Raw genomic sequence first — 24,177 nt, 5'->3', positions numbered from 1 at the left:
CTGAGCCAAGCAGTATAACCGAATTTTTGGCGCTCAGGACCGAATTTAGCGTCCGCTCAACCAAGAAGACTGGCGCGGATGGCCAGCAGCTCCGCGCGGACCTGGTCGAGCGAGGTAACGGGCTCGACGACACGCACCGGCAGGGTCAGCGAGACTTCGGCCGCCTTCAGCGGTTGGGCGTGCGAGGCCACAGGCCGGGCGGAGACGGGCAGGGTGGCGAGTTCGACGGCAACATCGGCGTCGTCGTCGGCCTCGAAGCTGCTGTCCATGGCATCCAGGGCCTGGGCGGCTTCCGCCTCGTCGCGGAAGTTCTGCACTGCCGATGGCGGCAGGCCTTCGCTGAGCTGGTTGCGCGCGCCGCTGATCGTGAAGCCCTGGTCGTAGAGCAGGTCACGGATGCGGCGGATGAGCAGCACCTCGTGGTGCTGGTAGTAGCGGCGGTTGCCGCGCCGCTTCATGGGCTTGAGCTGGGTGAACTCCTGCTCCCAGTAGCGCAGCACGTAGGGCTTCACGCCGCACAGCTCGCTCACTTCACCGATCGTGAAGTAGCGTTTGGCGGGGATGGCGGGAAGCGCCTTTTCCATTGCGAATCAAGGAGTTCGAGAGGGGAGGGCAGACTCTACTCGAAGTCTTCGCCGGTGGGCGCATCGCCCTGCACCAACCCCTTGAGTTTGTGGCTGGCGTGAAAAGTCACGACGTTGCGGGCCTTGATGGGAATGGACTCGCCGGTGCGCGGATTGCGGCCCGGGCGGGGGGCCTTGCGGCGGATGTTGAAGTTGCCGAAGCCGGAGAGCTTCACGTCCTGGCCCTTCACGAGGCTGTCGTGCAGGATGTCGAAGAAGGCTTCGACCATGTCCTTGGACTCGCGCTTGTTCAGGCCGAGTTTGTCGAACAGGAGCTCGGCCAGTTCCGCCTTGGTAAGGGTGGGCGTTTCCAGGCTGCCGATGACGACCGCCGGGGCCTCTTTCTTGACGTCGTTCGCGTCCATGGTTTGTGTTCCTCCTCCGACTGGGGTCAGCCGCGCAGCCGCGCGCCGAGCTGGCTTGCCGCCGCGGCGACGATGCCTGCCACGGCGGCTTCGATGCGTTCGTCGGTCAGCGTGGCCTCGTCGTCGAGCAGTTCCAGCCGCACGGCCAGCGAGCGCTCGTCGGGCTGCAGGTCGGTGCTGGTTCCGGCGGCCGGCTTGAAGACGTCGAACAGTCGCGCCGAGCGCAGCAGGGCGCCGCCCGCGGTCTGGATGACGCCGATCAACGCGTCGTGGCTGACGCCGTCCTTGACCACCAGGGCCAGGTCGCGCTGAGCGGCCTGCTGGCGCGGCAGGGGCTGGCCGTGCGGCAGGCTGCGGCCCAGTGCGGCGTCGAGGTCCAGCTCGAAGACGACGGGCGCGCCGCCGCTGATCTCGTAGGCCTGGCGCCAGCGGGGATGCAGTTCGCCGACGATGCCGATGGCCTGGCCGTCGAGCTTCACGCGCGCGCTGCGGCCGGGGTGGAGGGCAGGGTGTTCGGCGGCTTCGAAGACCAGCGTCTGCGGCGCGAACAGGGCTTCGAGGTCGCCCTTCACGTCGAAGAAATCGACCGCGCGGTCTTTCTGGCTCCACTGCTGCGTGTCGGCCGGGCCCCAGGCGAGGCCGCCCAGGCGCAAGGGCTGCTCGATGCCGGCGACGGACAGCGGGCCGTTCGCCACGGCCGTGTCGCGCTTGAACACCCGGCCCAGCTCGAAGACGCGCACCCGCGTCGCGCGACGGGCCTGGTTGTGGCGCAGCACCTGGACGAGGCTGCCGATCAGGCTGGTGCGCATCACCGACAAAGGCGCGGCGATGGGGTTGAGCAGCTTGATGGGATCGGCCTCGCCCGCCAGTTCGCGCTCCCAGCGCTCCTCGACGAAGCTGAAGTTGATGGTCTCGAAATAGTCCCGGGCGGCCACGGCGCGGCGCAGGGCGTGGGCCGACTGGCGGCTTTCCGAACGCACACGGCCGACGATGGGGGCCAGCGGCGCGGTCGACGGCAGTGTCGGGTAGCCCATCACGCGGATGACTTCCTCGATCAGGTCTTCCTCGATCTGCAGGTCGAAGCGCCAGCTCGGCGGCGTCACCGTGATCACGCCGTCAGCAGCCGTGAAGGGCAGGCCCAGCCGCGTGAAGACGCGCTCGCAGTCCGCCTGGGTGACGGGCATGCCGATGACCTTGGCGGCGCGTGCCACGCGCAGCGCGACGGGCTGGCGCACGGGGACGTTGGGCGACTGGTCGTCCATCGGGCCGACGCGGGTGTCGGGCGTGCCGCAGATGTCGACGATGAGCTGGGTGATGCGCTCGATGTGCTCCACCGTCTGCGCCGGGTCGACGCCGCGCTCGAAGCGGTGGCCGGCGTCGGTCGAGAAGTTGTAGCGCCGGCCCCGGCCCATGACGGCCTCGGGCCACCAGAAGGCGGCCTCGACGTAGACGTTCTTGGTGTCGTCGGACACGGCGGTGTGGTCGCCGCCCATGATGCCGGCCAGGGACTCGACCTCGCGGGCATCGGCAATGACGCCGACCTTCTCGTCCACGGTGATGGTGTTGCCGTTGAGAAGCTTGAGCTGCTCACCCGCGCGGCCCCAGCGAACGACCAGCTCGCCGCTGATCTTGTCGAGGTCGAAGATGTGCGAGGGGCGGCCGTACTCGAACATCACGTAGTTGGAGATGTCGACGAGGGCCGTGACCGGCCGCTGGCCGCAGCGCTCCAGGCGCTGGACCATCCAGGCCGGCGTGCTGGCCTTGGTGTCGATGCCCTTGACGACGCGGCCCGAGAAACGGCCGCAGAGGTCGGTGGCCTCGATGCGCACGGGCAGCCTGTCGTCGATGGTGGGCTTGACGGGCGGGAAGCCGGCCTGGAGCAGCGGCGAGCCGGTCAGTGCGGCGACCTCGCGGGCGACGCCGTAGACGCTCAGGCAGTGGCCGAGGTTGGGCGTGAGCTTGAGCGTGAAGAGGGTGTCGTCGAGGTTCAGGTGCTTGCGGATGTCCTGGCCGACGGGCGCATCGGATGCCAGTTCCAGCAGGCCGCCATGGTCTTCGCTGAGCTTGAGTTCGCGGGCCGAGCACAGCATGCCGTAGCTCTCCACGCCGCGCAGCTTGCCCACGCCGATCTTGAAGGCCTTGCCGTCCTCCCCCGGGGGTAGCTCGGCGCCGACGGTGGCCAGCGGCACCTTGATGCCGGCGCGGGCATTGGGCGCGCCGCAGACGATCTGCAGCGGCTCTGCACCACCGGCATCGACCTTGCAGACGCGCAGCTTGTCGGCGTTGGGGTGCTGCTGGGCTTCGAGGATCTCGGCGACGACGATGCCGTGGAAGGGCGGCGCGACGGGGCGCAGCTCCTCCACCTCCATGCCGGACATGGTCAGCAGTTCGGCGAGCTGCGTGGTGTTGAGCGGCGGATTGCAGAACTCGCGCAGCCAGGACTCGGGGAATTGCATAACGGTCGGTTTACTTGAACTGAGCGAGGAAGCGGAGGTCGCCGTCGAAGAAGGCGCGCAGGTCGTTGACGCCGTAGCGCAGCATGGCCAGGCGGTCGATGCCCGAGCCGAAGGCGAAGCCGATGTAGCGCTCGGGATCGAGGCCCATGTTGCGGATGACCTGCGGATGGACCTGGCCCGAGCCGGACACCTCCAGCCAGCGGCCCTTGAGCGGGCCGCTCTCGAACATGATGTCGATTTCGGCGCTGGGCTCGGTGAAGGGGAAGTAGCTGGGGCGAAAGCGCAGCTGCAGCTGGTCGGTCTCGAAGAAGGCGGTGATGAAGTTGAGGTAGACCGCCTTCAGGTCCTTGAAGGAGATGTTCTCGCCCACCCACAGGCCTTCGACCTGGTGGAACATGGGCGAGTGCGTGGCGTCGCTGTCCACGCGGTAAGTGCGGCCCGGCGCGATGACGCGGATCTCGGGCATGTGGTCCTGCCCCGCGTAGCGCTTGGCGTGGGCCTGCGCGTAGCGGATCTGCATCGGGCTGGTGTGCGGGCGCAGGTTGAGCCAGGCGCCGTTCTCGTCCTTCATGTCGACGTAGAAGGTGTCCTGCATCGAGCGGGCCGGGTGGTTCTCGGGGTTGTTCAGCGCCGAGAAGCTGTACCAGTCGGTCTCGATCTCGGGGCCGTCGGCCACGTCGAAGCCCATGGAGCCGAAGATGGCCTCGATGCGCTCCATGGCGCGCGTGATGGGGTGCAGGCCGCCGGTGCCGCGCCGGCGGCCGGGCAGGGTGACGTCCAGCGCCTCGGCCTTGAGCTGCTTCTCGAGCTCGGCGGCAGCCAGGGCCTCGCGGCGGGCGGTCAGCGCCGCCTCGATGGCGACCTTGCACTGGTTGATCTCGGCGCCGCGGGTCTTCTTCTCCTCGATGCTGAGGGCGGAAAGGCCCTTCATCAGTTCGGTCACGCGGCCGGACTTGCCAAGGAAGCGGGCCTTGGCGTTTTCCAGTTCGGCGGGCGTGGGGGCGGCGGCAAAGTCGGCTCGGGCCGCTTGCAACAGGTTTTCGAGATCAGTCATGCGGACAGGCAAGAAAAACGCAACCACAGAGGCACGGAGACACAGAGAGAACACGTCCTCTGAATTCCTCTGTGCCTCCGTGCCTCTGTGGTTGCATTTCGCGAATGAAAAAGGGCCGACCCAGTGGGCCGGCCCTCAAAAGTTGCGTGCTCCGGTGTGAGCCGGAGCGGGTCGCAATCAGGCGAGCGCGGCCTTCACCTTGGCGAAGATGCTGGCAAAACCAGCCGGGTCATTGACGGCCAGATCGGCGAGGACCTTGCGGTCGATCTCGATCTGGGCCTTCTTCAGACCCGCCACGAACTTGCTGTAGGACAGCCCCAGGCCGCGCGAGGCGGCATTGATACGGGCAATCCAGAGCTGACGGAAGACGCGCTTCTTGGTGCGGCGGTCACGGTAGGCGTATTGGCCCGCCTTCATCACCGCCTGCTTGGCGATGCGGAAGACGTTCTTACGACGACCGCGGAAGCCCTTGGCCAGGGCCAGGACCTTCTTGTGACGGGCGCGAGCGGTAACACCACGTTTGACGCGAGGCATGTGTTTCTCCTTCTAGTCTTGGTGGATTACAGGCCGGCGAACGGCAACATCTGGGCCATGTGGCCCATGTTGGTCTCGTGCACGGTCACGGCGCCGCGAAGCTGACGCTTGTTCTTCGTGGTTTTCTTGGTCAGGATGTGGCGCTTGAACGCCTGACCGCGCTTGACGGTGCCACCCGGACGAACGCGAAAACGCTTTTTCGCGCTGCTCTTGGTCTTCATTTTGGGCATGTTGATGCTCCTTCTAAGGTGTCCCTGGGGCGATGCCGGAAGAGCCCGGCATGCTTGTTGGCCTCAGGAGACTTGTGGACCGGCCGGCGACCAAACCCGCCGGTCTAACTTCAAAAGACGCTTACCGCTTCTTGGGGGCCAGCACCATGATCATCTGGCGGCCCTCGAGCTTCGGCATGTTCTCGACCACCGCCACGTCGGCCAGTTCGTCGCGGATCCGTTCCAGGAGGCGCATGCCGATTTCCTGGTGGGTGATCTCGCGGCCCCGGAAGCGCAGCGTCACCTTGCCCTTGTCGCCGTCTTCGGCGATGAAGCGGCGCAGATTGCGCATCTTGATCAGGTAGTCGCCCTCGTCGGTGCCGGGGCGGAACTTCACTTCCTTGATTTCGATGATCTTCTGCTTGGCCTTGGCTTCGGCGGCGCGCTTTTGCTCTTGGTACTTGAACTTGCCGTAGTCCATCAGCCGGCAGACCGGTGGATTGGCGGTGGCGGAGATCTCGACCAGGTCCACGTCCAGGTCGCCCGCCATTCGCAGGGCCTCCTGGATGCTGACGATCCCGATGGGTTCGTTCTCGGGGCCGTTCAGGCGGACTTCGGGAGCCATGATTTCGCGGTTCAACCGGTGCTTGCGCTCCGGAATCGCACGACGGTCGGCAAACGTAGCGATGGTGTGGACCTTTCAGCGGGCCCCAGGCGAAGAGGGCCCAAACAAAACAAATCGCGCCCTGGTGGCCTTCAGACCTTGTTGGTGATGTCCGCGGAGATCCGATCGAGGAAGTCCTGCAGAGGCATCACGCCGAGATCCTGGTTGCCACGGGCGCGGACCGCAACGCTGCCATTCGCCTTTTCCTTGTCACCCACGACGAGGATGTACGGCAGCTTTTGCATGGAATGCTGGCGGATTTTATAGGTGATTTTCTCGTTGCGCAAATCGGCCTGGGCCCTAAGCCCTTGTTTTTGCAGCGATTTCACAATTTCAGACACGTAATCCGCCTGGGCGTCCGTGATATTGGCGACGACGACCTGCGTTGGCGCCAGCCAGACGGGCAGGGCGCCGGCGTGCTGTTCGATGAGGATGCCGATGAAGCGCTCCAGGCTGCCGACGATGGCCCGGTGCAGCATCACGGGGTTCTTGTGCTGGCCGTCCTCGTCGACGAACTCGGCGCCCAGCCGCCCCGGCATGGAGAAATCGACCTGCATCGTGCCGCACTGCCACTGGCGGCCGAGGGCGTCCTTGAGCGTGTATTCGATCTTCGGGCCGTAGAAGGCGCCGTCGCCAGGGGCGATCTCGAAGTCCACGCCCGAGGCGCGCAGGCTTTCCATCAGGGCGTGCTCGGCCTTGTCCCAGATCTCGTCCGAGCCGATGCGGGCGTCCGGGCGCGTCGCCACCTTGTAGATGATGTCGGTGAAGCCGAAGTCCTGGTAGACCTTCTGCAGCAGGGCCGTGTAGGCCACGCATTCCGGCAGGATCTGGTCTTCCGTGCAGAAGATGTGCCCGTCGTCCTGCGTGAAGCCGCGCACGCGCATGATGCCGTGCAGCCCGCCCGTGGGCTCGTTGCGGTGGCACTGGCCGAACTCGCCGTAGCGCAGCGGCAGGTCGCGGTAGCTCTTGACGCCGTGCTTGAAGATCAGGATGTGGCCCGGGCAGTTCATCGGCTTGAGCGCGTAGTCGCGCTTCTCCGACTCCGTCGTGAACATGTTCTCGCGGTACTTGTCCCAGTGGCCCGTGGCCTCCCACAGCGTCTTGTCGAGCAGCTGCGGGCCCTTGACCTCCTGGTAGCCGTTGTCGCGGTAGACGCGGCGCATGTACTGCTCCACCTCCTGCCACACCGTCCAGCCCTTGGGATGCCAGAAGACCACGCCCGGAGCGTGCTCGTCGATGTGGAAGAGGTCGAGTTCCTTGCCGAGCCGCCGGTGGTCGCGCTTCTCGGCCTCCTCCAGCATCGTCAGGTACTTCTGCAGGTCGTCCTTGGTCGCCCAGGCCGTGCCGTAGATGCGTTGCAGCATCTCGTTGCGGTGGTCGCCGCGCCAGTAGGCGCCGGCCACCTTCATCAGCTTGAAGTGCTTGAGCTTGCCCGTGGACGGCACGTGGGGGCCGCGGCAGAGATCCTCGAAGGCGCCTTCGCGGTACAGGCTCACGTCCTCGTTGCTCGGGATGCTGCCGATGATCTCGGCCTTGTAGGCCTCGCCCAGGCCCTTGAAGTAGCTGACGGCCTCGTCGCGCGGCAGCACGCGCCGCTCGACCTTCTCGTCCTTCTTCGCGAGCTCGTGCATCTTGGCCTCGATGGCGGCCAGGTCCTCGGGCGTGAAGGGGCGCTTGTAGGAGAAGTCGTAATAGAAGCCGTTCTCGATGACCGGGCCGATGGTGACCTGGGCGTCGGGATAGAGCTCCTTGACGGCGTAGGCCAGCAGGTGGGCCGTCGAGTGGCGGATCAGGTCCAGGCCGTCGGCGTCCTTGTCGGTGACGATGGCGAGGCTGGCGTCGTGGTCGATGCGGTGGCCGAGATCGACGAGCTTGCCGTCGACCTTGCCGCCCAGGGCCGCCTTGGCCAGGCCGGCTCCGATGCTGGCGGCGACGTCGCCCACCGTGAGCGGCGCCGGGTATTCACGGCGCGAGCCGTCGGGAAGTTGGATGGAAATCATGGGGTGCTCCGAGAGCGACAAACAAAAAAGCGCGGCCACTTGCCGCGCTTGATTGGTGAAGTCCGAAAGGGACTGGCGTGACGAGCCGCGGCCGACTAGGTACCGGTGAAGGTGGTCGTAGTTCGCGGTGTCATAACCAGGGTGCCTTTCTCGCTCTTGTGAGGGGAGGGAGCCGGCATTCTAAAGGGGCAGCGCGTGGAGGGTGTCGCGCGCGGTCAACGCCGCGAATTCGTCGGCCAGCCGCTGGCTCTCGGCCACGGCCACGCGCCAGCGGCGGCGGCGCTCCTGCGGCTCCAGGGCCATGAAGTCGTTGCGGTCCGGCAACTTGGCGCCCGGCAGGCTGGCGATCCATTGCGGCGACGGGCACAGCAGCACGACGTTGTCGAGGAAGGCGGTCGAGCGGTGGCGGTGCTTGAGCGCTTTGTCGAGCCAGCCGGGCACGACCTGGCGCTGGAAGTGCGGGTAGAGCACCAGCGGGTGGCCCGAGGCCTGCAAGGCGCGGTAGTCGAGGTGGAGGTGGTAGTCGGTGATGCCACCGTCCCAGTAGGCGCCGCGCGGGGCGCCGGGCAGGTCGTGCTGGGCCTGCAGCCAGAACGGGATGGAGCAGCTCGCCAGCAGGGCGGCGCGCAGGTTGGCGCGCGACAGATGGACCTCGCGGCTGGTGAAGTCGTTGAGCCTGAGCGGCAGGCGGTCGCGCGGATCGGAGAACACCACACGCTCCAGGAAGCGTCCGAGCAGCGGGCGCGACACCGCATTGGCCGCGAAGGCGCCCAGGTAGCCCAGCGGCGTGCGCAGCCGCCCCTCGCGCGCCAGCAGGCCGGCCCGCCCGCGCGAGGTGACGACGTGCAGGCGCAGGCGCGGGTGCGACAGCACGTCGGCCTCCCGGCCCTCGAAGATGGCGGCCAGGATCTCGCCGAAGCGCCGGCTCACGCCCTCGGGCCGCGGGCGCTTCTCGCCGGGCAGCACGTCGTATTCCTGCGTGACGTAGGCCTCGGCCATGGCGTCGAAGGCCTCAGCGACGTCGCGGTGGGCGAGGGCGGCCGTCGCCATGCGCCAGGCGCCGATGCTGGCGCCGACGAGATGGACGGTTTGCTGGCCGCGGGGCAGCCAGTCGCCGAAGACGAAGCGGTCCAGGCCGTTGAGGATCAGGCCCTTGGGGCCGCCGGCCGCGGCGGGCACGAGGCCGACGTCCTCGGCCCGCAGGCCGCGCTCGGCCAGGCGCGCGCGGGCGGCCGGGCCGGCGAGGATCTGCAGGGCGCCGGAACTCATGCCGGGAAGATAGCCTGGATCAGAATTTGTGTTCCCAGTTCACGGCCCACCAGGCCACCGGCTTGCGTTCGCTGAGCGTGAAGTCCTGCAGGTCGGCGAAAGTCACCCGCGTGCCCTGCCTGGGCTGGAACAGGCCGTTGGCGCTCAGGCGCACGCTGTCCTGCTTGCTGACCTGCATCGCTGCGAAGGCATCGAGCGAGCGCGAGGCGAGGGTCTCCTGGCTCTGCAGCGCGCTCTGGCGCACGTCGAAGTCCGGCGCGATCTGAGCGCTGAAACCCATGGTGATGGGCAGGCTCTTCATCCGGTAGTCGGCGCCGAAATTGAACTGCCAGGGCTGCTGGCCTTCCAGGCGGTTGTTGGGGCCGGGAATGTCGCCCACCGAGGATCGATAGAGGTTCAGCGAGGCACGCAGGCTCAGCGCCGTCGTCGGTTCGAACAGGCTGGGGAAGAGCTCGCCGGCGCGACCCTTGACCTCGATCTCCAGGCCCTGCGTCGTGGCCTTGCTGAGGTTGATCTGCGTGATGACCCAGCGCTGCGTCGGCGCCCAGGGCACGGTCATCAGCTGCGGCTGGTCGGTGCGGATGAGGTTGGTGATGCGCCGGTGGAAGACACCCACCGACACCAGACCGCCCGCGGGCAGATAGCTCTCGTAGGCGATGTCCAGGCCGGTGGCTAGCTCGGGCTTGAGGTTGGGGTTGCCGACCCGGTCGGGCGTCGTGCGGGTGTTGCCCGAGGTCAGCGGCTCCGTCGTGTTGATGGAGGGCCGGTTGATGAGCTGCTGAACGTCGGGCGCCTTGTAGCTGCGCGTCAGGCTGGCGCGCACCAGGTCGCGGCCCTTGGGATCGGGCTTGTAGTTCAGGTGCAGCAGCGGCGTGGTGACCTTGCTGGTGCTCTGGAAGTCGCTGCTGCCGGCGAAGTCGGAGCTGCCTTCGCTCTGCGTCTTGATCTGCTCGTGGCGCACGCCGAAATAGGCCGACCACTGCTTGTTGATCTCCCACTCGTCCTGGCCGTAGACGGCCGTGCGCGTGATGGTGGCGTTGAAGGGCTGGCCCTCGATGCCCGGCAGCAGCTCGACGCCGTTTTCCAGCGTGCGGCGGTTCTCGTCGCGCACGCGGCGCTCGATCTCGCCGCCGGCCGTGAGGGTGTGGGCCTCGCCAGCGTACTGGCTGTACTTGCCGCCCAGCGTCGCCTGGTGGTTGCGGTTGTGGCCGGTGGTCGTGCGGCTGATGGGCACGGCCCCGCCGCGGCCTTCGAAATCGAAGTCGAAGTCGGCCCCGCCCGAGCCAGCACCGGCGCGTAGCTCCACCCGGCGGTCCTCGTTGAAGCGGTTGTTGTATTGCAGGTTGAGGCGCTGGGCGGAGAAGGTGCCGTGGTTGCGCGTCGTCTCGTCCAGCGTGCGGGGCAGGTAGGCCGGGTCGTTGTCGGCCAGCCGGGTGACGGTGTTGTCCCCTTCGGTGCGGAAGCGGTTGTCGACGAAGAAGCCCTGCAGGCTCAGCGTCTCGTCGTCGCCAAGCTTCCAGTTCAGGCGCGGCGAGACGTTGAAGCCACGGCCGTGGGAGCGGTCGCGGCCTTCGCTGGCCACATGCTGGCGCAGTTGCCCGGGCTGCGGCTCGGCGTTGGTCAGGCGCTCGCCATCGAGTTCGTTCTTGAAGTTCCAGTTGTAGACCGAGATCGGCAGCACGAAGCCCAGGCCGCCGACGACGCGGTCACCATAGGTGAAGCCGGCGTTGACGACGGGCTTCTCGCTCGCATAGGCCAGGCCCAGGCGCAGGTCCTTCTGCACCACGCGCGGCGCGTCCTTGAGGATGATGTTGAGCGTGCCCGCGATAGCCTGGGCGCTCTGGTCGGCCGTGGGCGCCTTGGTCACCTCCAGGCGCTCGACCTGCTGCGGGTTGAGGTTGTCCAGGCTGAAGCCCGGGGGCGCCGGCTCGCCGTTGACGAGGATCTGCGTGTAGGCGCCGCCGAGGCCGCGCATGCGCAGCTGGCCACCCGAGACGTTGATGCCCGGCAGGCGCTTGAGCACGTCGGAGAGCTGGGTGTCGCCGTACTTGTCCAGCTCCTCGCGGCCGTAGAGCTGCTTGGCCACCGGCTCGCGGCGGCGCAGGTCGGTGTCGGTCTGCTGGCGCGTGACCGAGACGCGCTCGAGCTGCTGGTTGCCCGGCGTGGGCGAGGCGTTCTGGGCGCGGTCGACCTCCTGCTGGGCCAGGACCAGGGCGGGGCAGAGCAGCAGCAGCGACGCGAGGGCGGGGGTTTTCAAACGGGACTCCGGAGGTTCGAGGCGGCGCGCACGATAAAAGTGCTGGGCCGGCGGCGCAGCGGCGCTGCGACCGGCTGCCAGTTCAGCGGCGCCAATCGACGGCAGGCGGCGCGGGCCGCGATCATGACAGCGCAGTCGAGCGGTGACTAAGGTCAGTGCGACGTTTTCAGCGTTTCGTCTGCAATTTCGCGAAAGCCGCTGCCATCGCATTGCCGCCGGCGGGCTGCGAGTCGCGCGCGCCACCGCCCTGGCGCTCGTGCCGCGCCGCCGGCCGGAAGCCGTTGTCCTGCCTCGGGCCGCGCGGCGCCTGGGCGTCCAGCTTCATGGTCAGCGAGATGCGCTGGCGAGCCAGGTCCACCTCCAGCACCTTGACCTTGACGATGTCCCCCGTCTTGACCACCTGCCGGGCGTCGCTCACGAACTTGTTGGACAGCTGGCTGACGTGGATCAGCCCATCCTGGTGGACGCCCAGGTCGACGAAGGCACCGAACTGCGCCACGTTGCTGACCGTGCCTTCCAGCAGCATGCCCGGCTGCAGGTCCTTGACGTCCTCCACGCCCTCGTTGAAGCGGGCGACCTTGAAGTCCGGCCGCGGGTCGCGCCCCGGCTTTTCCAGCTCGGCCAGCACGTCCTTCACGGTGATGAGGCCGAACTTGTCGTCGGCCAGTAGCTCGGGCTTGAGGCTGCGCAGCACCTCGCTGCGGCCGATGACCTCGTCGGCCGGGCGCTTCAGCAGGGCCAGGGCCTTCTCCACCAGCGGATAGGTTTCGGGGTGCACGCCGCTGAAGTCCAGCGGGTTGTCGCCGCCGCGGATGCGCAGGAAGCCCGCCGCCTGCTCGAAGGTCTTGGGCCCCAGGCCCGTCACGTCCAGCAACTGCTGGCGGTTGCGGAAGGCGCCGTGGGCGTCGCGCCAGCGCACGATGCTGGCCGCGACCGAGGCCGACAGGCCCGACACGCGGGCCAGCAGGGCGCTCGATGCGGTGTTCAGGTCCACGCCCACCTTGTTCACGCAGTCCTCGACGACGGCGTCCAGCGCGCGCGCCATCTCGCTCTGGTTGACGTCGTGCTGGTACTGGCCCACGCCGATGCTCTTGGGGTCGATCTTGACCAGTTCGGCCAGCGGGTCCTGCAGCCGGCGGGCGATGGAGACGGCGCCGCGCAGGCTCACGTCCAGGTCGGGCAACTCCTTGGAGGCGAACTCCGAGGCCGAGTAGACCGAGGCGCCGGCTTCGCTGACGACGACCCGGTCGATCTTGACGTTCGCGTCCAGCGCCTGCAGCTTCTTGACGAGCTCGCCGGCGAGCTTGTCGGTCTCGCGGCTGGCCGTGCCGTTGCCGATGGCGATGAGGTTGACGCCGTGGGTGGCGCAGAGCTTGGCCAGCGTGTGCAGGCTGCCCTCCCAGTCGCGCCGCGGCTCGTGCGGGTAGACGGTGGCGGTGTCCAGCACGCGGCCGGTGTCGCTCACCACGGCCACCTTCACCCCGGTCCGGATGCCCGGGTCCAGCCCCATGACGACGCGCTTGCCGGCCGGCGCGGCGAGCAGCAGGTCGCGCAGGTTCTCGGCGAAGACCTTGATGGCCGTCGCTTCGGCCGCCTCGCGCAGCCGGGCGAACAGGTCGCGCTCCAGGCTCAGCGAGAGCTTGACCTTCCACGTCCAGGCGATGGTCTTGCGGATCAGGTCGTCGCCCGGGCGGTTGGCATGGCGCCAGCCCAGGTGGGTGGCGATGCGGCCCTCCGCCAGGCCGGGCTTGCCGGCCACGGGTTCTTCGTCCAGCACCAGCTTGGCGTCCAGCAGCTCCAGCGTGCGGCCGCGGAAGACGGCCAGCGCCCGGTGCGAGGGCACGGTGCGGATGGGCTCCGCGTAGTCGAAGTAGTCGCGGAACTTGGCGTGGTCCGGCGTGTCCGGGCTCTTGCCGTCCATGATCCTGCTCTGGAACAGGCCTTCGGCCCACAGCCATTCGCGCAGCTTGCCCACCAGCACGGCGTCCTCGGCCCAGCGCTCGGACAGCAGGTCGCGCACGCCGTCCAGCACGGCGAAGGCGTCGGCGAAGCCCGCCTCGGCGTTGATGAACCGCGCCGCTTCGTCCACGGGCACGAGCGACGGGTCGGCGAAGAGCAGGTCGGCCAGCGGCTCGAGGCCGGCCTCGCGGGCGATCATGCCCTTGGTGCGGCGCTTGGGCTTGTAGGGCAGGTAGAGGTCTTCCAGCTCCTGCTTGGTCGGCGCGGCCTCGATGGCGGCCTGCAGCTCGGGCGTGAGCTTGCCCTGCTCGGCGATGCTCTTGAGCACGGCCTCGCGGCGCTCCGCCAGTTCGCGCAGGTAGGCCAGGCGGGCGTCGAGTTCGCGCAGCTGGACGTCGTCCAGGCCGTCGGTGGCTTCCTTGCGGTAGCGGGCGATGAAGGGCACGGTGGCGCCGCCATCCAGCAGCTCGACGGCGGCCTGCACCTGGGCGGGCCGCACCTTCAGTTCGGCGGCAATCTGGGAAACGATCAGCTTGTTGTCCAACACGGCTCTGGAAATCCGACGAAAAGCCTGCGAGTTTCCCACAGGGGTTTTCCTGAAGCGGCCATCCGCAGGCCCGCGCGCGGTTTCTGCGGGTTACCCAGGGTTTGCCGCTTTTGACCCCTCAATACAGTGGCGCCCGCAGTAGCAGCCAACAACAGGAGACAAGGATGCGGAAGATGTTTTTCTCTCGCCGGTATCTGATGGTTCTCGGTGCCGCGCTGGCGGCCGGGGCCGCGTTCGCGACGAACTATTCGCTGTGGGTCAACGGCCGCACCGGCGGCGGCGTGGCCGGCAACTACGCCGACTTCACCTACTGGGGGCCGGCCAGCACGGCGGCCGGCGTCAACAAGAAGGCCGTCAACTGGGACGGCTACAACCACATCTCCGACCAGAACTACCTGGTCCGCAACGCCCTGGACTGCTATTGCACGGGCGCGAACTGGTGCTATGTGGCCGCCCACAGCGCGGGTGACCTGATGATCGGCTACACGCTGTCCCTGTACGGCGGCAGCACCCGCTACAAGAAGAACGCTTCGCCCGGCCCGGACGGCGCCTGCGCCAACAGCGACGGCAGCACCCAGACGGGCTGGAACATCAAGTGGGTGGACGTGGCGGCCGGCGCCGGCGGCGGCAGCGAACTGGCCAACGCCGGTGACTGGGCGCTGTCCGAGCCGCTGGTCAGCGACCTCAAGACCGGCACGGCCCGCGCGCTCTACGACCACAACAACACGCGCGCCAAGATGTTCTACATGTGGGCCGGCGCCAAGGGTACGCTCTATTCCTTCGTGCTGCCGGGCCAGGACGACGAGGCGGTGGCTTACCACTCGGCCGGCGGCGTGTCGGGCTCAGGCGGCGGCAGCTACTGCAACCCCAGCGACTGGTTCTGCAACGACCTCACCCTGGGCACGGCGGCCACCGAGGGCGGCAGGGCCAAGTGGGCCAACCACTCGGTGGTCTTCCGCGATGACGCCGAGGCCTACAACCACTACACCAACGGCAACTGGCAGGGCACGGTGGGGCTGGTGCGCGCCGACATGGTCAATTACGCCAAGTGAAGCCCTGGCCCTGGCTGGCCGGCGCCGCGCTGGCCAGCCTCGTCGCCTGGTGGGCCTGGCCAGGCGGGGCGCCCGCGCCGGCCACGGTCGCCGAGGCGTCGGGGCGAAGCCACCTCGAGCTGCCTGCGCCGGCGGCGTCTGCCGCCGCGTCGCGCGCCCTGGGCTCGCCCTTCACCGACGCGGCCCTGCGCGAGCGACTGGCCCAGCGCCAGTCGTTGCTGCAGCGCCTGGAGCGCGCCAAGCTCACGCTGGCCACCTACCGCGAGCAGACCCGCTACCCGCACGAGTCGCGGCCCATCGCCGAGCACCCCGACCAGGTCCATCCCTTCGTGCCCATCCGCGAGAGCCTGCCGTTGCGCTTTCCCGGCAGCAAAGCGGCGGTGCCGGGTGTGCGCATCGTGACGAGCCAGGACCGCGTCTTCATGAGCGGCGACGAGACCGTCAGCGTCGGGGTGTCGGCCCAGGACGATGCTGGCCGCCCCTTGCCGCTGACGGTGGTGCGCGCCGTCGCCTTCGACCTGCCCGACCCTCGCCACGCGGCTGGCCGCCCGCAGATGGCGCTGGATTTCACGCCCGCCGGCGACGGCGCCTACACGGCCCGCTTCCAACCTTCGGCCACCGCCTTCGCGGACTTCTCCGGCACGCTGCGGCTGCAGTTCACGCTGAGCCAGGACGGGCATCAGGGCGTCGTCAACTTCGACGTCGTCTACGAGCCTCTCGTGCCGGCCGAATGGGGCAGCATCCGTGACCGCGTGGCCGAGGGCTCGCTGGACTTCCTCGTCGGGCTGGACGTGAGGAAGGCAGGGCGCTACGTGGTGACCGCGCGGGTCGACGACGCGGCCGGCCGGCCCTTCGCCCTGGTCAGCTTCAACGAGCCGCTCGGCAGCGGCGCCCAGGTGGCACGGCTGCGCGTCTTCGGCAAGCTGCTGCGCGACGCGGCCCCCGCCATGCCGCTGCAGCTGCGCGACCTGCAGGGCTTCCTGCTGATGGAGGACCGCTTCCCCGACCGCGCCATGCTGCCAAGGCGCGAGGGCGTGGTTCACCGCAGCGGCAGTTATGCGCTCAAGGGCTTCTCTGACGCGGAGTGGACGAGCGAGGAGCGCGACCGCTACCTGGCCGAGCTGGGCCGCGACGTCAGCCAGCTCGAGGCCCAGCTCGACGGGCGGCGGCCCTGATCTATCACCTCAAGCGGCGGCGCACCAACAGGCCGCAGACGCCCGCCGCCCACAGCAGCGCCGTCGACGGCTCGGGCACGGCCGATACGGCCTGGAAGGGCAGGGCCGCGCCGCCGTCCACCGAGATGGCGCTGACCTGCAGGCTGTGCGAGAAGTCGGCGAGGCCGCCGTTCTGCGCGCCGGTGAAGAGCAGCACGTTGAAGAGGTAGAAGTAGCGGCCACAAGCGGGCGAACTGAAGGAGCCGTCGCACTTCACCTCGGTGCCCTGGGCCGTGACGTGCAGGGTCGTGTCGACGTCGGTCCAGGGGTGGGCGGTGTCGGCCTGGGCGCCGAAAGCGTCCAGGTGCGTCTGGGTGCTGGACTTGAGCGTGCTGAGCTGCTGCAGCAGGACCTCCTCGCTGGCGTCGGGCGAGAGGCCGGCCGCCGCGAACACCGCGCGCTGGCTCTCGTCTGTCATGTCGGCCTGGGAGCCGTAGGCGAGCGCGGCGACGGCGGCGCCGGACGCGTCGGGCCCGGTGGCGCGCTCGCCGAGCGTGCGCAGCTGGCCATCGAGCTTGAGGTCGAAGCGGATGCTGGTGTCGCGGTCGAGCACCGCGGCATAGGACACCATGGCGTAGCCCACCGAGCCTGTCCAGGTGCTGGCCGGATCGAGCGGGTCGCGGGCCGAGGCGCTGGCGCCGACGCCGGTGGCCGACACGCGGGCGAAGGCCGAGGCCAGCTTGCTGCCGGAGGCCTGCGAGGTCTGCACCTCACGGCTCAGCTCGCTGCCGAGCGGGAATGGCTGGAGCCCACCCTCCTGCGTCAGCTTGCCGTCGATGCTGGTGCCGGCGCTGGCCTGGTTGGCGAAGACGAACCACTGGTTGAGTTCCAGCCCGTAGAGGTTGGGCAGGCCCGGGGTGCCCAGCGGCAGCGGCGTGTCGGCACGGGCCGGGGCTGCGGCGAGGGTGGCGGCGGTGAGGAGACCGAGGACGAGGGAGGCGGGGCGCAGTGCAGGCATTCGAGAACAGGGGGTGGTTCGACCGGCGCGCAGTCTAGGAGGGGGCCCCATGCGCCCCGGCCCGCCGCCGTCCCCAAGGCGTGGGATAGCTCCGCGCCCGATTGCAACAGCCTGTGACGGCGCCGCTCAGTCGCCCAGCCAGCGGTGCAGGCCCAGGGCCGCTGCGCGGCCGCTGGCCATGCTGGCGGTCAGCAGGTAGCCGCCCGTCGGCGCCTCCCAGTCGAGCATCTCGCCGGCGACGAAGACGCCGGGCAGGGCCTTCGCCATCAGGCCGTCGTCCAGCGCCTCGAAGCGCACGCCGCCGGCCGTGCTGATGGCCTCCTCCACCGGCCGCGCGGCGCGCAGCACCAGGGGCAGGTGCTTGAGGGCGGCGGCCAGGGTGGCCGTGTCGAGCATCTGCTCGCGCGTCAGCAACTCATGCAGCAGGCCGAGCTTGAGGGGGCCCAGGTGGAGGCGGCTCTTGAGATGGGAGGAGAGCGAGCGGCTGCCGCGTGGATGCTTCACCTCGGCGGCCACGCGCTCTGCGCTGAGTTGGGGCAGCAGGTCGAGGTGGAGGGTGGCGTGGCCGTCGCGGTCGATGGCCTCGCGCAGCGCGCGGCTGGCGGCATAGACCAGCGAGCCCTCGATGCCCGTGGCCGTGATGACGAATTCGCCCGGCCGGCGCTCGAAGCCCTCGGCCTGCAGCGCAACCGGCTTGACCGGCTGGCCTGCGAATTCGCCGGCGAAGCGCTCGCTCCAGCCGGGGCCTTGCGGGTGCGCTGCCGTGGGTCCGACATCGAAGCCGCAGTTGGCCGGCCGCAGCGGGGCGACGTCCACGCCCCGCGCCGCCAGCCAGGGGGGCCAGGCGCCGTCCGAGCCGAGCTGCGGCCAGGAGGCGCCGCCGAGGGCCAGCAGCGTTGCCCGGGGCGTGACCAGGCGCTCACCGTCGGGCGTGGCGAAGCGCAGTGCCCCGTCGCCTGACCAGCCGGTCCAGCGGTGGCGCATCGCGAACTTCACGCCGCCGGCGCGCAGGCGATGCAGCCAGGCGCGCAGCAGCGGCGCGGCCTTCAGGTCGCGAGGGAAGACGCGGCCCGAGGTGCCGACGAAGGTCTCCACGCCGAGGCCGGCGGCCCACGCCCTCAGGGCGTCGGCATCGAAGCCGCGCAGCAGCGGCTCGATCTGCCCGGCACGCTCGCCGAAGCGGCCGATGAAGGGCTCGAAGGGCTCCGAGTGGGTGAGGTTCAGCCCGCCTTTGCCGGCCAGCAGGAACTTGCGGCCGACGCTGGGCTTGGCGTCGAACACGGTGACTGCATGGCCGGCACCGGCCAGGACTTCGGCGGCCATCAGGCCTGCGGGGCCGCCGCCGATGACGGCGACTTCGATCGGGGAACTCATGCCCCGATTGTCCCTGCCGTCAGTCGGCCCGCAGCTTGGCCCTCAGCGCGGCGCCGATCTCCGGCTTGTCGGCGAACGGGTCGGTCGGGTTGCGCAGCAGCATCACATCCTCCAGCCGCGTCTGCACGCCGGCCAGGGCCTGGGGGTGGCTGAAGATGTAGAACTTGTCGTGGTCGATGGCGTCGAAGACCAGTGCGGCCACGTCCGCCGCCGTCAGCTTGCCCGAGGACACGGCCTTGTCGGTCTGTGCCTGGGAGATGAGCTGGCTCTTGGTGGGCTTGGCCATGGGCATGTCGGCCGGCCGGTTGCGATGGCTCTGGCTGATGCCGGTTGGCACGAAGAAGGGGCAGAGCACCGAGGCGTGGACCTGGTCGGTGACGAGGGACAGGTCCTGGTAGAGGGTCTCGGACAGCGACACCACCGCGTGCTTGGACACGTTGTAGACGCCCATGTTGGGCGGGTTGAGCATGCCGGCCATGGAGGCGGTGTTGACGATGTGGCCGCTGTAGCCCGGGTCGGCCTTGGCGGCTTCGAGCATCATGGGCGTGAACAGGCGCACGCCGTGGACGACGCCCATCAGGTTGACGCCCAGCACCCATTCCCAGTCGCTGAGGGCGTTCTCCCAGATCAGGCCGCCGGAGCCGACGCCGGCGTTGTTGAAGACGAAGTGGGGCGCGCCGAAGCGTTGCTTCACGGCTGCCGCCAGCTCCTCCATCGGGCCGGCCTTGGCCACGTCGACGACGCGGGACAGGACCTGCACGTCCTTGAACTCCGCCGCCGCCTTTTCCAGCGCGTCGGCCTGCACGTCCACGAGGACGAGGTTCATGCCGCGGCCGGCGGCGATGCGGGCCGTCTCCAGGCCGAAGCCGGAGCCGGCGCCGGTGATGACGGCGGTCTTGCGGGTCATGCGGATGTCTCCTTGCGCATTTCGATGTGGGGGATGCCGTCTTCCACGTAGGGCTCGCCGACGGGGGTGAAGCCGAAGCCGGCGTAGAAGCGTTCGAGGTGGGCCTGGGCGTGCAGGGTGATGGCCTGGCCCGGCCACAGGCGGGCGCATTCCGCGACGGCCTGGGCCATCAGCGCTCGCCCGCTGCCGCCGCCGCGGGCGAGCGGCGCCGTGACGACGCGGCCGATGAGGGCGCCAGGCCCCTTGAGCCCGGGAGGGATGAGGCGGGCATAGGCCTGCAGTCGGCCGTCGGCTCCATGGCCGAGGAGATGCCAGGTCTGCGGGTCGAGGCCGTCGATGTCGAGGAAGACGCACTGCTGCTCGACGACGAAGACCTCCGAGCGCAGGGCCAGCACGTCGTAGAGCTGCTGCACGCCCAACTCGGCGAAGGGCAGGCAGGTCCAGCGCATCAGACCAGCTTGACGAGCTGCTTGCCGAAATTGCGGCCCTTGAGCAGGCCCATGAAGGCCTCGGGCGCGGCGGCCAGGCCCTGGGCGACGGTCTCGCGGTACTTGAGCTTGCCGGTGGCCACCAGCGTGCCGAGTTCCTTCAGCGCCTCGGGCCAGACTTCCATGTGCTCGGAGACGATGAAGCCCTCGATCTTCATGCGGTTGACCAGGATGAGCTGGGGCGCCGCCATCGGGATGGGCTGGCCGTCGTAGCCGGAGATCATGCCGCACATGGCCACGCGGCTGAAGGCGTTGGCGCGCAGCAGCACGGCGTCGAGGATGTAGCCGCCGACGTTCTCGAAGTAGCCGTCGATGCCGTCCGGGCAGGCGGCCTTGAGTGCGGCGGACAGGGACTTCACGTCGCCGTGCTGCTTGTAGTCGATGCAGGCGTCGAAGCCGAGCTCCTCGGTGACATAACGGCATTTGTCGGCGCCACCGGCGATGCCCACGGCCCGGGCGCCGCGTGCCTTGGCGAGCTGGCCCACGGCCGAGCCCACGGCGCCGCTGGCGGCGCTCACCACGACGGTCTCGCCCGCCTTGGGATTGATGATCTTGACGAGGCCGTACCAGGCGGTCACGCCGGGCATGCCGACGGCGCCGAGGTAGGCGGACAGCGGGATGTGGGTGGTGTCGACCTTCTGCAGCACGCCGCGCTGGCTGGCGTCGACGGTGACGTACTCCTGCCAGCCGCCCATGCCGACGACCTTGTCGCCGACCGCGAAGTGGGTGTTCTTCGACTCGACGACTTCGCCGACCGTGCCGCCGATCATCACCTCGCCCAGGGGCTGGGCGGCGGCGTAGCTCTTGCTCTCGTTCATGCGCCCGCGCATGTAGGGGTCGAGGCTGAGGAAGTGGTTGCGCACCCGCACCTGGCCGTCGGCCAGCGGCGCCAGCGGCACCTCGACGAGGCGGAAGTTGTCGGGCGTGACCTCGCCCTGGGGGCGCGAGGCGAGGAGGATCTGGTGGTTGACGGTGGTCATGGCGGCTGTCCGTGGAGACAAAACAGCCGACATTGAAGCACCGCCACGGGCGGCTGCGCGTCCCAGGGGCGACAAGGCCGCCCGGACCGCCCTCAGGCCGGGATGGGGTACCTGGAGCAGCCCAGCTTTTCGGAGATGTCGCGGCTGGCGGCCTGCAGCAGCCGCACGACCTCGGGCGCCTTGGCCTCGTCGAAGCGGAAGGTGGGGAAGGACACGCTCATGCCGGCGATGGGCTGGCCCAGCCGGTCGAAGATGGGCACGCCCAGGCAGCGGATGTGGTCGTCGAACTCCTCGCGGTCCTCGCCGTAGCCCTGGGCCTTGACGGTCTCCAGCTCGGCCAGGAAGGCGGCGCGGTCGGTGATGGTCTTGTCGCGGAAGCGCTTGAACTCGGCGCCGTCGAGGATGCGGTCGCGGCGTTCGGGGTGTTCCCAGGCCATCAGCACCTTGCCGATGGCCGTGCAGTGCAGCGGCGCGCGGCGGCCGATGCGCGAGTACATGCCCAGCATGTGGCGCGAGTCGACCTTGTGGATGTAGATGATCTCGCTGTCGATGAGGCTGCCGAGGTGGACGGTCTCGCCGGTGGCGTCGGCCAGCATCTGCATGTGGTGCTTGGCCAGGTCGACCAGCTCGGGCGACGGCAGGGCCTTGGCACCCAGTTCGAACATGCGCATGGACAGGCCGTAACGCTCGCTGTCGGCCTCCTGGCGCACATAGCCCAGGCTCTTCATGGTCTGCAGGAAGCGGTAGACGGTGGCCTTGGGCATGGCCAGCCGCACGGACAGGTCGGTGATGCCGATGTCGCTGCGCTCGCCGAGGGCGTTCAGGATGGCGAACACCTTGAGCACCGCGGCGACCGACTCCGGCTGCTTCGAATCACCAATGTCGTCGTCCATCGTTTCGATTCTTTCGGGCGCTTGTTCCAGGTGTGGATTCTCACTCAGGCCCGGCGGGGCCCCGCGCCGGCGCGGATTTGCTCAGCAAGATGAGCGGGATCGGCCGGCCGCAGCGCGGCGGCCGGGTAGGCCTCGTCGGGGTGCCAGCCGGCGTCGGCCGTCAGGGCCTCGCCCGGGTGGGCCGCCTGCCAGGCCGCGAGCACGTCGACCGGCTGGCCGTTGAGCCGGCTGTCGCGGTCGAAGAAGGCGCTGCCCTTGAGGCGGCGGATGAGGCGGTCCGCCGGAACCGAGGGCGGCAGTTCCCAGCGGTTGTGCTCGCTGAACAGGCGCGAATGCCAGCCCACGCCGAGGGAGTAGCCGAAGTCCTCGGCGCGCTCGGCGCTGAAGAGGTTGGCGACGACGTGGACCCGGCCATAACGCACCCGTGGCGTGCGCTCCTTGCAGCCGTGGAAGTGGTTGTGGTGCAGGGTCACGCGCAGCCGGCCCTCGTCGCCGGCCTTGCCGTCGCCGCTGCCGATCAGCATGGTCTTGTCGTGGGCCTGGAAGCGGCACCAGGACACGGTGACCAGGTCACTGCCGTTGGTGATGTCGAGCAGGCCGTCGTGGTGCTGCACGCGCTGGCCCAGGCGCACGGGCTCCAGCCGGTCCGGCCGGCGGCCGTCGTCGAAGTGGCAGTGGTCCACCCACACCCGCTCGGCGCCGCGCAGCGACACGTTGTCGTACTCCGAGTTCCACTCGCCGTGGCCGTTGTCGCGCGGCTGCCATTCGGGGAAGTCGTCGTAGGCGTCGGAGAAGCGCAGGTCGCGGATGACGATGTTGGCGACCTTGTCCAGCAGCAGGCCCCCGCGCTCGAAGCCGGCCCCCGGGGCGGCGCCCACCAGGGTGGTGTTGGACGGCAGGCGCAGCTGGGCGGCCTCGGCCTGGCGCCGGGCCGAGCGGCGGCGGGCCTCCTCGAGCGGGCCGCGCGGGTCGTCGCGGCCCCAGGTGGCGGGGTCGTAGGCGCGGTCGAAGGCGTCGAAGTCGAAGGCCGGGTCGCGGAAGGCCTCCGGTCCGTCGGGGCAGAGGTCGATGAAGCGGTGCACGCGGATGATCTTGGGCGTGTCGCCCAGGCGCAGGGCAGCATCCAGGCCGGCGCGGTCATGCACGTCGAAGACGTGTTCGGCCCGCGCGCCCGCGCCCCCCGTCGTGGGACCGATGCCGGCCCAACCGAGCGGAGCCTCGCCCGCCGGAGCCGGCGTGGCGCAGCCGTTCAGCCACAGGGGCGCGGTGCCGGCGAGGGCGAGCAGTTGGCGGCGCGTGGGGCTGGGGTTCATGGGCGGGTGTTGTCCTGTTCGCTCAGGCGGTTGACGGTGGGGTCGAAAGGCCGGCGCGAGGTGCTGGCGGCCCAGGGGCCGATGTGGGCGCCGAGTTCGCAGTCGCGCACCAGGGCCTGGCCGTTGGGGCTGCTGCCGGCCTGCCAGGTGCCGGGCTTGACGCCGGCATCCCAGGCGCGGCCCAGGGCCACGCTGTCGGGGGCGAGGCCGGGCTCGGCGACGAAGCGGCTGTGGGTGACGAGGAAGCCGTGCGGCTCGGCCGGCGCGGTGCTGGGCGCCAGCACGATGCCGCCATAGCCGGGCGTGCGCCGGCCTGCGCGGCTCAGCACGGTGCTGTGCTCGATGACGAGGCTGGCGTCGCCGAAGATGAAGTCCACGTCTCCGGCGACGAGGCTGTGGCGGATGAGCTGGCGCCCCGGCGCCTCGGGCGTGCGGCGGCGCGCGAACAGGGTGTCCTGGTGCCCCAGCAGGCGCACGCCTTCGAGCTGCAGGCGGTCGCCGGACAGGGTCAGCGCCACGGCCTGGGCGCCGCCGCTCTCGCCGGCTCCTTCGCCGTAGCCCCGGCCGTCGCGCACGCCGTCCATGGCGTCGTTGGCGATGGTGAGGTGCAGCAATTGCACGTCGTCGCTGAAGACGGCGACCGTCGTGCTGGCGGCCGTGCCGACGCCGGGCTTGCCCAGCTCGGGCACGCAGGGGTGGGCCGCCTGCGATGGGTCCTTGGACTGGCCTGCATGGCGGCCATCGACCAGCACGACGGCGGCGGCGTCCAGCGGCGAGCCGACGAGGGCGAGCGGCGCCTTGTCGCGGATGCACAGCGGACCGCGGTAGACGCCGGGCCTGATCTGCACGACCCAGCGCCGGCCCGCGGGCGCCTGGCCGGCGGCGGGCAGGGCGTCGATGGCGGCCTGCAGCGAGTCGCCGGGGCTGACGACGACGTCGGGCGGCGTCGCGGCGAGGTCGGCCAGCGGCGGTGGCCGCCAGTCGCCGAGCCAGGCGGCGGTCTGCGCCCTTGCCTGCGCCGTCATGGCGAGCATCAGCAGCAGGGCCGCCAGCCAGCGCAT

The 24,177-nt window shown here is 69.5% G+C and carries 21 protein-coding genes; 2 read left to right on the top strand and 19 right to left on the bottom strand.

Going from position 1 to position 24,177, the window contains the following annotated elements:
- Nucleotides 1–56: 56 nt before the first annotated feature.
- The 11 genes from LXT12_RS01170 to LXT12_RS01120 all read right to left on the bottom strand — a co-directional run bounded on the left by LXT12_RS01170 (nt 57) and on the right by LXT12_RS01120 (nt 13,934).
- Entirely contained in the window at nt 57–584 is a 528-nt protein-coding gene (locus tag LXT12_RS01170) for a MerR family transcriptional regulator (protein WP_233388645.1), read from the bottom strand.
- Between the two features lie 35 nt (nt 585–619).
- Nucleotides 620–988: an integration host factor subunit alpha gene (locus tag LXT12_RS01165; protein ID WP_233388642.1), complete on the bottom strand. Its 369-nt coding sequence runs from the start codon at nt 986–988 to the stop codon at nt 620–622.
- A gap of 26 nt (nt 989–1,014) precedes the next feature.
- On the bottom strand, nt 1,015–3,444 hold the full coding sequence (gene pheT / locus LXT12_RS01160) for a phenylalanine--tRNA ligase subunit beta (protein ID WP_233388640.1): 2,430 nt from the start codon (nt 3,442–3,444) through the stop codon (nt 1,015–1,017).
- A gap of 10 nt (nt 3,445–3,454) precedes the next feature.
- Nucleotides 3,455–4,498, bottom strand: coding sequence for a phenylalanine--tRNA ligase subunit alpha (gene pheS / locus LXT12_RS01155; protein WP_233388638.1), 1,044 nt, complete (start codon nt 4,496–4,498; stop codon nt 3,455–3,457).
- A 177-nt stretch (nt 4,499–4,675) separates the two neighbouring features.
- Nucleotides 4,676–5,032, bottom strand: coding sequence for a 50S ribosomal protein L20 (gene rplT, locus LXT12_RS01150; RefSeq protein WP_025564000.1), 357 nt, complete (start codon nt 5,030–5,032; stop codon nt 4,676–4,678).
- 26 nt (nt 5,033–5,058) lie between these two features.
- Nucleotides 5,059–5,262: a 50S ribosomal protein L35 gene (rpmI, locus tag LXT12_RS01145; protein ID WP_132570089.1), complete on the bottom strand. Its 204-nt coding sequence runs from the start codon at nt 5,260–5,262 to the stop codon at nt 5,059–5,061.
- A gap of 121 nt (nt 5,263–5,383) precedes the next feature.
- Entirely contained in the window at nt 5,384–5,929 is a 546-nt protein-coding gene (gene infC, locus LXT12_RS01140; protein ID WP_327573549.1) for a translation initiation factor IF-3, read from the bottom strand.
- Between the two features lie 68 nt (nt 5,930–5,997).
- A complete protein-coding gene (gene thrS / locus LXT12_RS01135) occupies nt 5,998–7,905 on the bottom strand; it encodes a threonine--tRNA ligase (RefSeq protein ID WP_233388634.1) in 1,908 nt (635 codons plus the stop codon).
- 180 nt (nt 7,906–8,085) lie between these two features.
- The gene (locus LXT12_RS01130) at nt 8,086–9,174 is read right to left on the bottom strand and encodes a patatin-like phospholipase family protein (protein WP_233388633.1); all 1,089 of its coding nucleotides are present in this window, start codon (nt 9,172–9,174) and stop codon (nt 8,086–8,088) included.
- Nucleotides 9,175–9,193: 19 nt separating this feature from the next.
- Entirely contained in the window at nt 9,194–11,431 is a 2,238-nt protein-coding gene (locus LXT12_RS01125; RefSeq protein ID WP_233388630.1) for a TonB-dependent receptor plug domain-containing protein, read from the bottom strand.
- 166 nt (nt 11,432–11,597) lie between these two features.
- Nucleotides 11,598–13,934: a Tex family protein gene (locus LXT12_RS01120; protein WP_255763415.1), complete on the bottom strand. Its 2,337-nt coding sequence runs from the start codon at nt 13,932–13,934 to the stop codon at nt 11,598–11,600.
- A 167-nt stretch (nt 13,935–14,101) separates the two neighbouring features.
- On the opposite strand from LXT12_RS01120, the gene LXT12_RS01115 reads away from it, so the two are divergent.
- Both LXT12_RS01115 and LXT12_RS01110 read left to right on the top strand, forming a co-directional pair.
- The gene (locus LXT12_RS01115; protein WP_233388627.1) at nt 14,102–14,989 is read left to right on the top strand and encodes a hypothetical protein; all 888 of its coding nucleotides are present in this window, start codon (nt 14,102–14,104) and stop codon (nt 14,987–14,989) included.
- Nucleotides 14,986–16,164 (top strand): hypothetical protein, encoded by a 1,179-nt coding sequence (locus tag LXT12_RS01110; RefSeq protein ID WP_233388624.1) that lies wholly within the window; start codon nt 14,986–14,988, stop codon nt 16,162–16,164. Before LXT12_RS01115 ends, LXT12_RS01110 begins: the two co-directional genes overlap by 4 nt.
- A 4-nt stretch (nt 16,165–16,168) precedes the next feature.
- Here LXT12_RS01110 and LXT12_RS01105 read toward each other — a convergent pair whose 3' ends face one another.
- From LXT12_RS01105 to LXT12_RS01070, 8 genes are all read right to left on the bottom strand, one after another.
- The gene (locus LXT12_RS01105; RefSeq protein ID WP_233388623.1) at nt 16,169–17,161 is read right to left on the bottom strand and encodes a PEP-CTERM sorting domain-containing protein; all 993 of its coding nucleotides are present in this window, start codon (nt 17,159–17,161) and stop codon (nt 16,169–16,171) included.
- 126 nt (nt 17,162–17,287) lie between these two features.
- Entirely contained in the window at nt 17,288–18,535 is a 1,248-nt protein-coding gene (locus LXT12_RS01100) for a BaiN/RdsA family NAD(P)/FAD-dependent oxidoreductase (protein ID WP_233388621.1), read from the bottom strand.
- 19 nt (nt 18,536–18,554) lie between these two features.
- Nucleotides 18,555–19,442: an SDR family oxidoreductase gene (locus LXT12_RS01095; protein WP_233388619.1), complete on the bottom strand. Its 888-nt coding sequence runs from the start codon at nt 19,440–19,442 to the stop codon at nt 18,555–18,557.
- A complete protein-coding gene (locus LXT12_RS01090) occupies nt 19,439–19,891 on the bottom strand; it encodes a GNAT family N-acetyltransferase (RefSeq protein ID WP_233388617.1) in 453 nt (150 codons plus the stop codon). The genes LXT12_RS01095 and LXT12_RS01090 overlap by 4 nt, the downstream gene beginning before the upstream one ends.
- The gene (locus LXT12_RS01085; protein ID WP_233388615.1) at nt 19,891–20,910 is read right to left on the bottom strand and encodes an NADP-dependent oxidoreductase; all 1,020 of its coding nucleotides are present in this window, start codon (nt 20,908–20,910) and stop codon (nt 19,891–19,893) included. The genes LXT12_RS01090 and LXT12_RS01085 overlap by 1 nt, the downstream gene beginning before the upstream one ends.
- A gap of 92 nt (nt 20,911–21,002) precedes the next feature.
- Entirely contained in the window at nt 21,003–21,803 is an 801-nt protein-coding gene (kdgR, locus tag LXT12_RS01080) for a DNA-binding transcriptional regulator KdgR (RefSeq protein ID WP_233388613.1), read from the bottom strand.
- Between the two features lie 44 nt (nt 21,804–21,847).
- Nucleotides 21,848–23,116, bottom strand: a complete 1,269-nt coding sequence (locus LXT12_RS01075; RefSeq protein WP_233388612.1) for a pectate lyase family protein — start codon at nt 23,114–23,116, stop codon at nt 21,848–21,850.
- Nucleotides 23,113–24,177 carry a pectinesterase family protein gene (locus LXT12_RS01070; protein ID WP_233388610.1) on the bottom strand — a complete coding sequence of 355 codons (1,065 nt, stop codon included), beginning with the start codon at nt 24,175–24,177 and terminating at the stop codon, nt 23,113–23,115. Before LXT12_RS01070 ends, LXT12_RS01075 begins: the two co-directional genes overlap by 4 nt.

The organism is Pelomonas caseinilytica, assembly GCF_021353235.1.
In the GTDB taxonomy this organism is placed as follows: domain Bacteria; phylum Pseudomonadota; class Gammaproteobacteria; order Burkholderiales; family Burkholderiaceae_C; genus Pelomonas; species Pelomonas caseinilytica.
Note: the sequence above shows the minus strand (reverse complement) of the source record. Positions and strands in the feature narration are given on the sequence as shown.

Coding starts and splice junctions, on each gene's coding strand:
- LXT12_RS01170 (WP_233388645.1), bottom strand. CDS start 584: ATGGAAAAGGCGCTTCCCGCCATCCCCGCCAAACGCTACTTCACGATC.
- LXT12_RS01165 (WP_233388642.1), bottom strand. CDS start 988: ATGGACGCGAACGACGTCAAGAAAGAGGCCCCGGCGGTCGTCATCGGC.
- pheT (WP_233388640.1), bottom strand. CDS start 3,444: ATGCAATTCCCCGAGTCCTGGCTGCGCGAGTTCTGCAATCCGCCGCTC.
- pheS (WP_233388638.1), bottom strand. CDS start 4,498: ATGACTGATCTCGAAAACCTGTTGCAAGCGGCCCGAGCCGACTTTGCC.
- rplT (WP_025564000.1), bottom strand. CDS start 5,032: ATGCCTCGCGTCAAACGTGGTGTTACCGCTCGCGCCCGTCACAAGAAG.
- rpmI (WP_132570089.1), bottom strand. CDS start 5,262: ATGCCCAAAATGAAGACCAAGAGCAGCGCGAAAAAGCGTTTTCGCGTT.
- thrS (WP_233388634.1), bottom strand. CDS start 7,905: ATGATTTCCATCCAACTTCCCGACGGCTCGCGCCGTGAATACCCGGCG.
- LXT12_RS01130 (WP_233388633.1), bottom strand. CDS start 9,174: ATGAGTTCCGGCGCCCTGCAGATCCTCGCCGGCCCGGCCGCCCGCGCG.
- LXT12_RS01115 (WP_233388627.1), top strand. CDS start 14,102: ATGCGGAAGATGTTTTTCTCTCGCCGGTATCTGATGGTTCTCGGTGCC.
- LXT12_RS01105 (WP_233388623.1), bottom strand. CDS start 17,161: ATGCCTGCACTGCGCCCCGCCTCCCTCGTCCTCGGTCTCCTCACCGCC.
- LXT12_RS01100 (WP_233388621.1), bottom strand. CDS start 18,535: ATGAGTTCCCCGATCGAAGTCGCCGTCATCGGCGGCGGCCCCGCAGGC.
- LXT12_RS01095 (WP_233388619.1), bottom strand. CDS start 19,442: ATGACCCGCAAGACCGCCGTCATCACCGGCGCCGGCTCCGGCTTCGGC.
- LXT12_RS01090 (WP_233388617.1), bottom strand. CDS start 19,891: ATGCGCTGGACCTGCCTGCCCTTCGCCGAGTTGGGCGTGCAGCAGCTC.
- LXT12_RS01085 (WP_233388615.1), bottom strand. CDS start 20,910: ATGACCACCGTCAACCACCAGATCCTCCTCGCCTCGCGCCCCCAGGGC.
- kdgR (WP_233388613.1), bottom strand. CDS start 21,803: ATGGACGACGACATTGGTGATTCGAAGCAGCCGGAGTCGGTCGCCGCG.
- LXT12_RS01075 (WP_233388612.1), bottom strand. CDS start 23,116: ATGAACCCCAGCCCCACGCGCCGCCAACTGCTCGCCCTCGCCGGCACC.
- LXT12_RS01070 (WP_233388610.1), bottom strand. CDS start 24,177: ATGCGCTGGCTGGCGGCCCTGCTGCTGATGCTCGCCATGACGGCGCAG.